The following is a 12,803-nucleotide window of genomic DNA, read 5'->3' as shown; positions in this document are numbered from 1 at the left end:
GAAAAGTAGGTTGTTATGAAAAAATTTATTTCTATACTTTCAGGTTTATTCCTTTTAGCCTCAGTAACGGCAAATGCGAGTGAGTTTATCCTGAATGAATATAATGTAATCACTATTGAGGACTTTGAAGGTCTCGGGGGGACGCATGTTGACGGTAAGACTTTTGTCGGTGGTAACTATACAGGTCTAAAAAGTGATTTCGGTCAAAGACTAGACCAAAATTCACGTTCAGATATTACTGCATTAACTGTTGCGGGTTCAATAAACGCACAAGTTGGTGTTTATGTACATGATACCGTATTAAGCTCGGAAAAAAACATCGTAACGGCAGCAATAAATTCTAATCAAGTGCTCATTAATAGTACATTAATAGATTCAAAGATCGATAACGTTAAGTTAACAACAGGTTTAGATGCAATTAAAGCAGATTACAAAGCTCAGTTAGAAAATTCTTCTGCATATTTTTCTTCGCTAGCCGCTAATAGTAAAATAGAGACAAATGGAAATAACAAAACATTTGCAATTGATAAAGGATTGAATACTGACAATGATATTGCAGTATTTACATTAGATGGCTCTACGAATATATTTGATTTAAACAATCTGAGTCTAAGTATGACGGGAGACAATGCAAATGATCTTGCTTATATTGTCATTAATGTACCTGGCAATGATGTATCAATGTTAAATAATTCAAATATGAATTTTGATAAGAATAAATTTGGCTCTAAAATCATTTGGAATTTCTATGAAGCCGAAGTCATTACATTAAACGCTCAAAATTTTGTTGGTGCTTTACTAGCCCCTTATGCAACAGTTACTCAAACAGGTGGGAATATTGATGGCGCTGTAGGTGTTTTATCATTAATCACTAATGCAGAAATACATTTAGCGACTAATGTTGATGTTACAGTTCCTGCCCCTTCAGCTGGAAGACCTGTCACTCAAGTACCTGAGCCGAGCTCAATAGTACTTATGCTGCTTGCAATGACTGGCTTGATCTATCAACGTAAAAAGTTAAACGTTTGATTTTTTATGTTAACTCGTTAGATAATAAAACGGAGCTTTTTAGCTCCGTTTTAGATCTTAGCTTTAGATATAAAATAACTATGACTACATTTAAAATAAAGGAAATATTTTGACCTCATTAAAACAGCTAATATTGAAACCTATGAAGTTAATTAAACGTAACTTTTTTTTATTATATAAACGAAACTTATTAATCGTTGTATTTAGTAGTCTGCTTTCCCCACTTAGTTATGCTAGCGTCGATCCAAAAACTTATGAAGATGCGTTAACAAGCTTTCATGATGGTGATTATGCAACATCAATTATCCACCTTAAAAATATATTATCAATTGATAGTTCGCATTTACCTTCTCGTGTACTAATGGCTGAAAATTTATTAGCTCAAGGTAAAGGGGCATTAGCCGAGATAGAGCTTAATTTTTCTAAACAAGAAGGCGCTGCTATTCGTTTATTGGCCCCTTTATACGCTAAGGCTTATTTGCTACAAAATAAATTCGATCAAGTTTTAAGTTTACCTATAGAGCCACAAACCAGTGATACCTATCAAAGTACAATGTTAACCTTTCATGGTTTTGCGTTAACAGGTGACAATCAACTCAAGGAAGCACGAAATAAATTCAATAAAGCGCTAAAGTTAAGTCCTTATAATACCGAGGCTTTTATTGGCAAAACTAAGGTGGCTTTAAAAGAGCTCAACTTTGATGAAGCAATTGAATTAATTAATCATACATTAACAATTGACCCAAATAATATCCAGGCACTGTTAATGGGAGCCATAACTTATAAGCAACTTAAAAAGGATAAGTTAGCTTTAGAGTATATAACACAGCTATTAACTTATGAGCCTAATAATTATTCAGCTTTATTAGTTCGAGCTACTTTATTAATGAATATGCAAAAACATGATTCAGCAATATCCGATATTGATAAAATTGTTGAGGTTCTACCTAATGAACCTATTGCCAATTATATTAAGTTATTATCAGCTCAAGCAAGTGAGCAATCGCAATTAACGATAGAAATAAAAAAACGTTTAGATACCGTTATGATGGCTATTCCTGAGGAAGTGATGGATGAACAACCCATTTATTACTTTTTAAAAGGATTAATAAGCTTTCAAAACAATGCTATGGAAGCCGCGGAAAAAGCCTTTATTAAATATAATAAAATAGCCCCTAATGATCCTCAGGTATTAAAGCTACTTGCGCGTACCGAACTTGCTTTAGGTAATAGTTATGTTGCCCGTAAGTATCTAGTGAAAGCTTATTTGAACGATGATAACGACCGCGAATCATGGGCATTGCTAGGCCAAGCTAACTTAATGACAGGAAATATAAATGAAGCAGAATTTTATTTTGATAAAGTGATGACTGCATTTCCTAATGAATTGCAACCGCGTATAGATTTAGCAAAGTTATTACTGTTAAAAGGTGATTACACAAAAATAGTCACAGTATTAAGTGAAGTACTTGATGAAGATTCAACCATTCGCAATGAAACTAACGACGACTTAAATTTTGAATTATTACTTTTGTTAGCGAGAGCCTATCAAGAAAGCAATCAACTTCAAGCCGGTTTAAATATCAGCGCTGTATTAATAAAAAACTACCCTAATAATTCTAGTGTTAATCAAATTCACGCAACCTTATTAGGTTTATCAGGATATTTACCTCAAGCTAAACAGTTTTTAGAAAAAGCGTACGCACTCGATAATAATAACAATCAGGCCGTTATTCACTTAGCTAGAATTGATGCGTTACAAGGTAATATTGATATTGCCGTTGAACGTATAAAAACTCAATTAATGCAAAACAATAACAGTGATTTAATGGTCGAGTTAGGCGATATTCACTATTACGCTGAAAATATATCAGAAGCTCTGGTTTGGTATCAAAAAGCATTATCTCAAAATCAAGATAATGTCATCGCACTTGAAAAAATAGTAAGGCATTATGAGAGAAATAAAGCGTTAACAAAAGCACTCGATATTGTGAATAACTATTTAGATACACACAATGACAATAGCAACATACATTTATTAGCGTCTAACTTATATATTCAAAACAGACAGCATGAAAAAGCGATAAGTGCAATGGATTTGGCGTTAAAGCATACGCAAAACAAACCTCCTGTTTTATTTAAACAAGCAAAAATGTACACTTATTTGGGTAAAAAAGATCTAGCTAAAAAAAGCTTAGAGCATGCTATCTCTATTGATAAGAGCCTATTTGAAGCATACCAACTACTCATACAGCTATATAATCAAGATAATGAAAAGAATACTGCGCTTGCGTTGGTAGATAAGTTAGATCCTCAATTATTCCCCGTTTATTTAATCGAGCAATTTAAAGGCTCAATTTATATGAGCAAAGATAATGAACAAGCCCTTGGCTTTTATCAGAATTCATATCAAGCACAACCGAATAAACCTGCTTTATTAGGCCTATACTCTTTGTATACAGCGCAGAAACAGTATGCTGACATTGATACCTTACTTACGTTATGGCTCAGCAATAACCCGAACGATCTTGAAATAACCCTAGCGCTTGCTGAAAACTATAAACGTAGTGGTCAGTTAGATAAATCAATAGACTTTTATGATAAACACTTAGCTAATAACCCTAAAAATATCGCCTTATTAAATAATGCAGCTTTAGCCAATTTAACTGTCAATAATATAGAAAAAGCACATAACTTAGCTCAGCGTGCATTTAAAATATCGCCAGACAATGTAAATATTATAGATACTAATGCATTAGTTGAGCTAGCTTTAGGCAACTATAATAAGGCATTATCTTTACTTAGGCAGGCGAATATATTGGATTATAATAATGCTGAAATTAAGTATCACTTAGCCTTAACGTTAGATAAGTTAGATAGAAGAAAAGAAGCCTTAAGCTATCTAAAAGAGAGCTTGTCAACTGATAAACCTTTTACGGAAAAAGCTAAAGCAAAGGCTTTATTTTCAGCATGGCAACAACAATAGTTTAACGAGTAGTTATATTATTGGTAGCCCGCCTTTTATTTCATCACAAAAGCAGCGCGGCTTTCTCCTTCTTATAAAATTAACACAACAACTAAACGTAGTTGTTGTGTGTTCTGCGCTAAAGCATCTCTTTAATAATAGCGCCAACTAAAATCATAAAAACAAGTATCCAACTTACTTTACTAAACCTGGCTTGTTGTTCATTACTCATTGGGCTACCAAATCTTTCTCCGAGTATGACCATAAGTGCAACAACACCAAACACACACGCAAGAATAATGAATAAAGTCATATATATCCTTCAAATTTTACAATTGCTAATTACTAAAAATACATTAACATAGCACACAAGCTTTATTTACCTTTATTACTCTAATTATATGACACCTGCAGATGATTTTTATCAAAAACGTCGATTTATCATCCAACTTGGGAAGGCTCTTCACAAGTTAGGCTCTACAGCATATCGCTTAGAGGATAATTTACTTTCCATTGCGCACTTTTTAGATATTCGTGCTTCATTTATGGTTACTCCTACGGCATTAACTTTTATTTTATCTGATGAGGAAGATGAGCATCAATACAATCACTTAGTTCGCGTGGCGCCTGGCGAAATAGATTTGGGGTCTTTAGCACGTATTGATGAATTAGTAGACGAGTTAACCAGCGGTGAAAGAACGCTAGATGAAGCTATTGAACGTTTAAAAGAAGTCAATTCAAAGCCCCCTCCGTATGGTTTTTTGTTAACTTTTTTAGCTTTTGGTGCCTCAAGCGGTGCTTTTGCAATGTTAATGCACACAAGTTGGCATGATGTTTTCTGGTCAACTATATTAGGTTTTGTTGTTTTCTCATTTGTAATGTGGGCTGAGCGTTCACGTCGTGTCACCGAAATGCTAGAGCCAATGGCGGCATTAACAACCTCCTTATTAGCCTCTTTGATTTCAATATTTGATCCTAGTATTAATATACCTATGGTTATTCTTTCCAGTATTATATCTTTTATTCCTGGTTTATCGTTAACAGTTGGCTTATCTGAATTAGCAGCAAGGCACTTAATGTCAGGGACAGCACGTATCATGGATGGTGCTATGGTACTGTTCAAACTTTATTTTGGCGCTGTTTTGGGCATGGCATTAGGTAATTTAATGTGGGGAGAAGTCACCTTTATTCCTCCTGAAACTATGCCTGTTTGGACGTCATGGTTAGCCGTCACGACTCTGACTATTTCATTAGTTATTTTATTTAAAGTACGATTAAAAGATGCGCCATGGGGTATGATTGCCGGTTACATTTCTTTTGGCGTAAGTATTTGGGCTACTAGCTATCTAGGAGTCGCTTTAGGAGCTTTTGTTGGAGCTTTTGCCTTAGGAATTTATAGTAATTTATTTTCTCGAATTATGAATTTACCTTCTTCTATAGTGCGCTTACTGGGACTGGTTGTGTTAGTCCCTGGTAGTAAAGTTTATATTGGACTCAACAGCTTAGTTTCAGGAAAGCAAATGTTAGATGTGACTGACTTAGGCTCGCAAACATTTCTTATTTTTATGTCCTTAGTTGCGGGGATTATTTTTTCAAATGTAGCTATTCCTCATAGAAAAACACTATAGCGGTAACCTTTTTAAAGCACACACAATAGAAACTTAAATAATGATGAAAAAAAACAATCCAACTATTGATAGTAAAAATTCAACTTATCATCATGGTGACTTACAGAGTAGCTTACTTGCGACCGCAACAGCGATGATATCAGAAGATGGTATTGAAACCTTATCATTGAGAAAACTCGCTGAACGTATTGGTGTATCACGCACCGCGGCATATCATCACTTTACAGATAAAAATGACTTGCTCTCAGCTATCGCTGCACAAGGCTTTATTAGTTGGAAAGCTCAAGCAGAAGAAATATTTAATAATAATATGCTAACCGATCAAGAAAAATATCATACATTTGTTCATTTTTATGTACGCTTTGCCACACAAAACTCGGCGATTTATCGATTAATGTTTGGCAGTACATTATGGAAAAAAACAGAAAAAACGAATGAAACAAAAGGCAATAACGGCTCAAAAGGAACACAAAAACTTATTGATGTTGCCTATCCTAGCTTTCAGTATCAAGTTGAAATGACACAACTTTGGCAACAAAAAGGCATATTACCAAAGTCACATAATTCACTACGTTTAGCACAGGTTGCTTGGGCAACCTTACACGGAATAGCACAACTGGTTATTGACGGTATTTATGGTGATGCCAGCCAAATTGATGAAATGTGTCAATGTGCTGTTGAGCTACTTACCTCTCAGAAAGAATAAAACTCGTATTCTATCCTATAAAGCCCACCAATCACCCTAATGGCACTAGTATAATCTGCATAAATTGTTTATAAACTTAGCATAAATTTATTATGTAAATAGATGTGTTCTGAACTGGAGTTTGAACGAATTCTTTCGTAGTATTAGTTAGGCATGTTTTTCAGATACTTATTTTCCACTTTACAATATAAATTGAACAACATGATTATTAAAAACATAAATGAGAGTTAATAAATGAAAGCAATTATAACTGGCGCAGTTTGTACTTCTTTACTGATACTAAGTGGCTGTAGCAACAGCAACATGAATCAATCTGAAGTTCAAAAAAGTATGGAAGCTCCACAAAAAACAGCCTTAGCTTCTGGTATTGAACAAAAAAACATGGATAAAAGTGTACGTCCACAAGATAACTTTTACCGCTACATCAATGGCGGTTGGATGAAGAGTCACACAATTCCTGGTGATAAAACTGCAATCGGTTCATTTTACGACTTACGTGATAAAGCAGACGAAGATGTAAAAGCTATTATTGAAGAACTTGCAGCTACGAGCGGTTTAAAAGTAGGCTCTGACGAACAAAAAGTTGCTGATTTATTCCGCTCTTATATGGATAGCGAAAAGCGTAATGCTGACGGTATCGCCCCTATTCAATCAATCTTGTCTGCGATTAACACTATTGAAACTAAAGATGACTTAGCCACCTTTTTTGGTGCCTATTCAACAGTTGGTATCAATAACCCACTAGCTTTATATATTAGTATTGACGCTAAAGACTCTGCAAGCTACGCCGCGCATATTTGGCAAAATGGTTTAAATTTACCAGATAGAGATTACTACTTTAATGATGCTGAACGGTTTGTAAAATTACGTAGCGGCTATATTACACATATTGAAAATATGTATAACTTAGCAGGTCTAAGCAACGCAAAAGATGCTGCTAAAAATATCATGGAATTAGAAACTAACCTAGCTGAGCATCACTGGACTCCTGTACAAAACCGTGACAGCGAAAAAACATATAACAAACTAGCAACAAGCAGCTTAGATACCCTTACCAATAAATTTAATTGGCAGGCTTTTTTAGCAGCTGAAGGGGTTGCAACACAAAAAGATATTATTATTAACCAACCTGATTTTATTAAAGGCTTTGGTGAAGTATTCGAACAAACTTCTATCGACGTTTGGAAGCAATACTTAACATTTAATACATTAAGCGCTTTTGCAAGTTATTTAACTGCTGACTTAGATAATGAAGATTTTGACTTTTTCTCTAAGCAACTTAGTGGTAGAGAAGAACAACGTCCACAGTGGAAACGTGGCGTGAGTGTAGTAAATGGTAATTTAGGTGAAGTTATTGGTAAAGTTTACGTAACTCGTCATTTTACACCTGAAGCTAAAGCTCGCATGAGTGAATTAGTAGAAAATTTACGTAATGCTTATGGTTCAAGTATTGACGATCTAACGTGGATGTCTGCCGACACGAAAAAAGCAGCACATGTAAAATTAGCGGCCTTCACTCCTAAAATTGGCTACCCTGACCAATGGGAAGATTATTCAGCGTTAACTATTAAATCAGATGATTTAGTAGGTAACGTTATTCGCTCACGTAAAATATCAAATAATAAAGAAATCGCTAAACTAGGTGGCCCAATCCATAAATGGGAATGGCATATGACACCACAAACAGTTAATGCTTATTATAATCCGCCGGCTAACGAAATTGTTTTTCCTGCCGCTATTTTACAAGCACCATTCTTTAATATGGAAGCTGACGATGCCGTAAACTACGGTGGTATAGGTGCAGTTATTGGTCATGAAATGGGTCATGGTTTTGATGATCAAGGTAGTAAATATGACGCCAAAGGTAACTTACGTAATTGGTGGACAGAACAAGACCTTAAAGAGTTTGCTGCTCGCACTAAGGCCTTAGTAGATCAATATGCTGCTTATCAAGTATTTGATGATTTAAACGTAAATGGTGAATTAACTTTAGGCGAAAATATTGGTGATTTATCAGGTGTAACTATTGCGTATAAAGCGTATAAAGCATCATTAAATGGTAAAGAAGCACCTGTAATTGATGGCTTAACGGGTGATCAACGTTTCTTTATGGGTTATGCTCAAATTTGGCGTTCTAAAATTGTTGAAAAATCAATGCGTAACCGCGTAGCAACAGACCCTCATTCACCAGGTGAATTCCGTGCTTTAGGTTCGCTTTCAAACATGAATGAATTCTACGAAGCATTCGATGTGAAAGAAGGTGATGCAATGTATATAGCACCAGAAAAACGCGTTAAAATTTGGTAATATAGACTTCATACCTTAAATAAAAAAAGCAGCTTTAGCTGCTTTTTTTATGGAATATAAAACATAATACTAAATAAAAACCACAAACCTTATTGATAATCACTCTTGTTTACATTACTATATCAACATTGATTTTAATTAAAGTATTTTTGGTATTACTTATGTATGTCTGTTTGTGTCTTGGCGTAACCGACACCCAAATTAAAGCCGCTGTGGACAACGGTGCTCACACCATGAAACAATTAACAAGTGAATTAAAAATTGGTTCACAGTGTGGGAAATGTTGCCAATGCAGTAAAAGTATTCTGAATGATAAATTAGTACAAATTGCAGAAACTGAGGCCTTTGTTGCTTAATTCATCATTGTTTGTAGGTAATTTTCTAACCCTACATTCGTAATTAAATATTGCTGCTCTTCAATCCAGTCAATTTGTGTTTCAACACTTTCTAATAAGCTTTCAGCACAATCCCTACTAATATAATCTTGCTGCAGTTCACATGACTCAATTAATTCTTGTAGTACTGAACGAGATTTATGCTCTAATGCTATATTCGCTTGAAGTATTTCAGTTGTTTCCTCACCAATATGTAATCGACCGAGATCTTGTAGGTTAGGTAAACCTTCTAAAAAAAGAATGCGTTCAATTAACGAATCAGCCTGCTTCATTTTTTTAATTGATGTTTTATAATCCGCTTTGTTTAATTGCTCCAACCCCCAGTTCTTATACATTCTGGCATGTAAAAAATACTGATTAATTGCAATCAACTCAACCGCAAGTGCTTTGTTTAACAAAGCAATAATACCTTTATCCCCTTTCATAATAAAACCCTCTTGTTAGTTTATCCACCTAGGTGATTACCCATATGTGATTGAATATAATTATTTAGTCCAATCTTATCAATTAGCCCTATTTGTCTTTCAAGCCAATAAACATGATCTTCCTCAGTATCTTCCAAGAGTTTTTCTAACATAATTCTGCTTTGGTAATCTCCTTCAGCTTCACATAATTTAATACTTTCTTTAAGTCCTGCCACAACCTCCATTTCTAAAATAAGATCATTTTTTAACATTGAACTAACATCATCACCAATAAGTAAATCACGACGATCTGATAAATTAGGTACTCCTTCAAGAAATAAAATACGTTTTATTAGTGCATCAGCATGAGTAAGCTCTTCTTGCATTTCATGCTCTAATTGGTCATATAGCTTATCTAAGCCCCAATCTTGATACATACGAGAGTGGATAAAATATTGATCGATCGAGGCAAGCTCGTTATGTAATAAACCATTAAGACTCGCAATAACTTTACTGTTACCTTTCATTGTTTACTCCTGAAAATATTAAACCTATCTTCAGTGTAGATGAAAAATAAGTGATAAGTGAAATTTTACCTATTTTCTTTTATTGGTATTTAGACGTCTAAACCGCTAAAGCTTGCTTATTTTGTACTATCTGCGTAAACTCTCCAAATGGTTAAGGAATGAGGTGCCTTTATTTTTAATAAAGAATTCCTCCACTGTACCCGCAACTGTGATTCATAAGTTACTACCATTATTTATTGGTAATAATTTAACGATAAGTCAGATACTTAACCTTTTAATATAATTAACAAACCTTAAAAATTTTGCGTGCGGGAAAACACCAACAAACAATGTCAGTACTACTGAAAGTTCACCAGCTTCATTGGCAAGTAAACAATAAAGCCATCCTTAATAATATCTCCTTTAACGTGAGTAAGGGAGAAGTGATCGGTATTATTGGTCCAAATGGTGCTGGTAAAACGAGTTTATTGCGTTGCATTACCAATCAACAACAGCACAATAAAACCGTAGCATTATCAGGCTCCGTTCATCTAAAAAACAAAATAATTAGTGGTTATTCTGCTCGAGAATTAGCCCGAAATTTTGCCAATGTAACCCAAAAAGCAGAAGCGATTTTCTCATTAACTGTGCTCGATATTGTCAGAATGGGGTTATTACCTTTTAAAGGTTTATTTGCCATTGATAATGACCATGACAAACAACAGATAAAACTTGCGTTAGAAAAAGTGGGCTTATCTAACACAGAAAAGATGCCCTATAGTCAACTTTCCGGTGGTGAACAACAACGTGTCCTGATTGCTAGAGCGCTAGTACAAAAGGCACAAATACTTATTTTAGATGAACCAACCAATCATCTTGATGTTTATTATCAGCACCAAGTATTAAATCTAGTTAATCAATTAAATATAACGGTAATCATGACAGTCCACGATCTGAATTTGGCCAGTCAGTATTGCCAACGATTATTATTATTAGAGCAAGGTAAATTAATTGCTGATGGCACACCTGAGCAAGTATTAACACAGACCCAGTTAAGTAAAGTTTTTAGATTACCATGCTCAATCATAAAAGATGATTTACAACATAAACCTCGTGTATTTTTCTCGTTACCAGAACAACAAACAATCAATTTAAGGAATAAAAATGACTAGATCATACTTCATTGTTATCTCCTTAATTATTTTCACCTTGCTCTCAGCTATCGCAGGTTTAAGTTATGGACCAGCAGATATCAATCACACTCAAATTTTTCAGTGTCTAGTGGGTAACTGCCCAGACAAAATAAGCCAAATGGTGATTTGGCAAGTCAGAATACCTAGAGTATTAGTAGGCTTAGTGGCTGGCATGGGATTAGCCATTGCAGGGGCAATTTTACAAAATACAACCCGTAACCCATTAGCCGATCCTTATTTATTTGGCATAGTATCGGGTGCAGGCTTAGGTGTAACTATTGCTAATATTTCGTTAACTAGCATTGGTTTAGAACAACAACTCGCTATTGCCCTTCCCCTTGCTGCCTTTTTGGGTGCTTTATTAGCGATAGTTATTGTGCTTATTATTGCCAAAGTATTACAGCGAATGGAACAATTATTACTTACCGGTATTGCAGTTTCATTTATGCTTGCTGCCGTGACGCAATTTATTCTTTTCTTTGGTGAGCCCTATGCTACTAATCGCGTTATTTTTTGGCTTATGGGCAGTCTAGCGCGTGTTGAGATGAGTAACTTTTATGCTATTACCGCGGTATTGCTCATCACTATTGTCATCATTACCGCCCTACATCGTCAAATTGACGCGCTCTTACTTGGTGATGAAAGTGCAGCAAGCTTAGGTATTAATGTAGATAAACTAAGATTACTCATGCTCGCTCTTTGTGCCGCTTTAACTGCTACCATTGTCGCTTATTGTGGTGGCATAGGGTTTGTAGGTTTAATGATCCCACATATTGTGCGTCAAGTATTTGGAGTCACTACATTAAAACTGATTATTGGTAGTGCCTTAATTGGTGGGATTTTTTTAATTTGGGTCGATATTATCGCCCGCTCCGCATTAGCGAATGCTGAAATTCCCATTGGTATAATAACCTCTGCTTTAGGCAGTATATTTTTCTTATTTATTATGGTTAAAACAAGAAATATTAATTAATAGTGATTACTTAAATGCTTATTTTAACGATAAAACAAACGCAAAGTGATAGATAAAATGACAGATAATAACTCAGCAAACAATTCAGAAAAGAACCTAGATCAAAAAAATGCACAACATAAAAAACGTATGCAAGCTGTGAAAGAAAAAGTTGATCAACGTATAGATAATGCTCAAGAAGAACGAGGTTTGATCATTGTTATTACTGGTAATGGCAAAGGTAAATCAACATCTGGTTTTGGTACTGTTGCCCGAGCTGTCGGTCATGGCTTAAAAGCAGCTGTTGTTCAGTACATAAAAGGTACATGGGCTTGTGGAGAGCGTTCATTATTAGAAAATGCAGGTGTTGGTTTTGACGTGATGGGAACTGGTTTTACTTGGAACACACAAGACAAAACGCAAGATATTGCCGCAGCACAACAAGTTTGGCTAAAAAACAAAAAATTATTACAAGATGAAAGTATTGATGTGGTTTTAATGGATGAATTAACCTACATGGTTGCTTATAAGTATATTGAGTTAGATGAAGTACTTGAAGCATTAAAAAACCGTCCAGTAAACCAACACGCCATTATTACAGGTAGAGGTTGTCACCGCGCTATCATTGACTTAGCAGATACTGTGAGTGAAGTGCAATCAATTAAACATGCATTTGATAACGGTATAAAAGCACAACAAGGTATTGATTGGTAGCGCA

The 12,803-nt window shown here is 34.9% G+C and carries 12 protein-coding genes; 9 read left to right on the top strand and 3 right to left on the bottom strand.

Annotation, left to right across the window (positions count from 1 at the left end):
• The first annotated feature begins 15 nt into the window (after positions 1–15).
• Both Q4496_RS05350 and prsT read left to right on the top strand, forming a co-directional pair.
• Entirely contained in the window at positions 16–1,029 is a 1,014-nt protein-coding gene (locus Q4496_RS05350) for a collagen-binding domain-containing protein (RefSeq protein WP_303601290.1), read from the top strand.
• A 109-nt stretch (positions 1,030–1,138) separates the two neighbouring features.
• Entirely contained in the window at positions 1,139–4,015 is a 2,877-nt protein-coding gene (prsT, locus tag Q4496_RS05345; RefSeq protein WP_303610025.1) for an XrtA/PEP-CTERM system TPR-repeat protein PrsT, read from the top strand.
• A 118-nt stretch (positions 4,016–4,133) separates the two neighbouring features.
• Here the strand turns inward: prsT and Q4496_RS05340 are convergent, their stop codons facing one another.
• Positions 4,134–4,307 carry a hypothetical protein gene (locus Q4496_RS05340; protein WP_215973512.1) on the bottom strand — a complete coding sequence of 58 codons (174 nt, stop codon included), beginning with the start codon at positions 4,305–4,307 and terminating at the stop codon, positions 4,134–4,136.
• 88 nt (positions 4,308–4,395) lie between these two features.
• Here Q4496_RS05340 and Q4496_RS05335 point away from each other — a divergent pair, with 88 nt between their 5' ends.
• The 4 genes from Q4496_RS05335 (at position 4,396) to Q4496_RS05320 (ending at position 8,991) form a co-directional block, all read left to right on the top strand.
• Complete coding sequence (locus Q4496_RS05335) at positions 4,396–5,622, top strand: threonine/serine exporter ThrE family protein (RefSeq protein WP_215973511.1); 1,227 nt, start codon at positions 4,396–4,398, stop codon at positions 5,620–5,622.
• 43 nt (positions 5,623–5,665) lie between these two features.
• Positions 5,666–6,328, top strand: coding sequence for a TetR/AcrR family transcriptional regulator (locus tag Q4496_RS05330; protein ID WP_215973622.1), 663 nt, complete (start codon positions 5,666–5,668; stop codon positions 6,326–6,328).
• 234 nt (positions 6,329–6,562) lie between these two features.
• Complete coding sequence (locus tag Q4496_RS05325) at positions 6,563–8,635, top strand: M13 family metallopeptidase (protein WP_303610024.1); 2,073 nt, start codon at positions 6,563–6,565, stop codon at positions 8,633–8,635.
• A gap of 161 nt (positions 8,636–8,796) precedes the next feature.
• Positions 8,797–8,991: a (2Fe-2S)-binding protein gene (locus tag Q4496_RS05320; protein WP_215973509.1), complete on the top strand. Its 195-nt coding sequence runs from the start codon at positions 8,797–8,799 to the stop codon at positions 8,989–8,991.
• Here Q4496_RS05320 and bfr (Q4496_RS05315) read toward each other — a convergent pair.
• Positions 8,988–9,455: a bacterioferritin gene (bfr, locus tag Q4496_RS05315; RefSeq protein WP_215973508.1), complete on the bottom strand. Its 468-nt coding sequence runs from the start codon at positions 9,453–9,455 to the stop codon at positions 8,988–8,990. The two genes, Q4496_RS05320 and bfr (Q4496_RS05315), sit on opposite strands and share 4 nt — an antisense overlap.
• Before the next feature lie 20 nt (positions 9,456–9,475).
• Positions 9,476–9,961 carry a bacterioferritin gene (gene bfr / locus Q4496_RS05310; RefSeq protein WP_215973507.1) on the bottom strand — a complete coding sequence of 162 codons (486 nt, stop codon included), beginning with the start codon at positions 9,959–9,961 and terminating at the stop codon, positions 9,476–9,478.
• 329 nt (positions 9,962–10,290) lie between these two features.
• On the opposite strand from bfr (Q4496_RS05310), the gene Q4496_RS05305 reads away from it, so the two are divergent.
• Genes Q4496_RS05305 through cobO form a run of 3 tightly spaced genes read left to right on the top strand, consistent with a single transcriptional unit; the run spans position 10,291 to position 12,799 of the window.
• Positions 10,291–11,112: an ABC transporter ATP-binding protein gene (locus Q4496_RS05305; protein WP_215973506.1), complete on the top strand. Its 822-nt coding sequence runs from the start codon at positions 10,291–10,293 to the stop codon at positions 11,110–11,112.
• Complete coding sequence (locus Q4496_RS05300; protein ID WP_215973505.1) at positions 11,105–12,106, top strand: iron ABC transporter permease; 1,002 nt, start codon at positions 11,105–11,107, stop codon at positions 12,104–12,106. The genes Q4496_RS05305 and Q4496_RS05300 overlap by 8 nt, the downstream gene beginning before the upstream one ends.
• Positions 12,107–12,163: 57 nt before the next feature.
• Positions 12,164–12,799 (top strand): cob(I)yrinic acid a,c-diamide adenosyltransferase, encoded by a 636-nt coding sequence (gene cobO, locus Q4496_RS05295; protein ID WP_215973504.1) that lies wholly within the window; start codon positions 12,164–12,166, stop codon positions 12,797–12,799.
• The last annotated feature ends 4 nt before the right edge of the window (positions 12,800–12,803 follow it).

It is taken from the genome of Colwellia sp. 5_MG-2023 (assembly GCF_030547795.1).
GTDB lineage: Bacteria > Pseudomonadota > Gammaproteobacteria > Enterobacterales > Alteromonadaceae > Colwellia.
The sequence above is the reverse complement of the archived record's forward strand: the minus strand, read 5'-3'. Positions and strand labels throughout refer to the sequence as shown.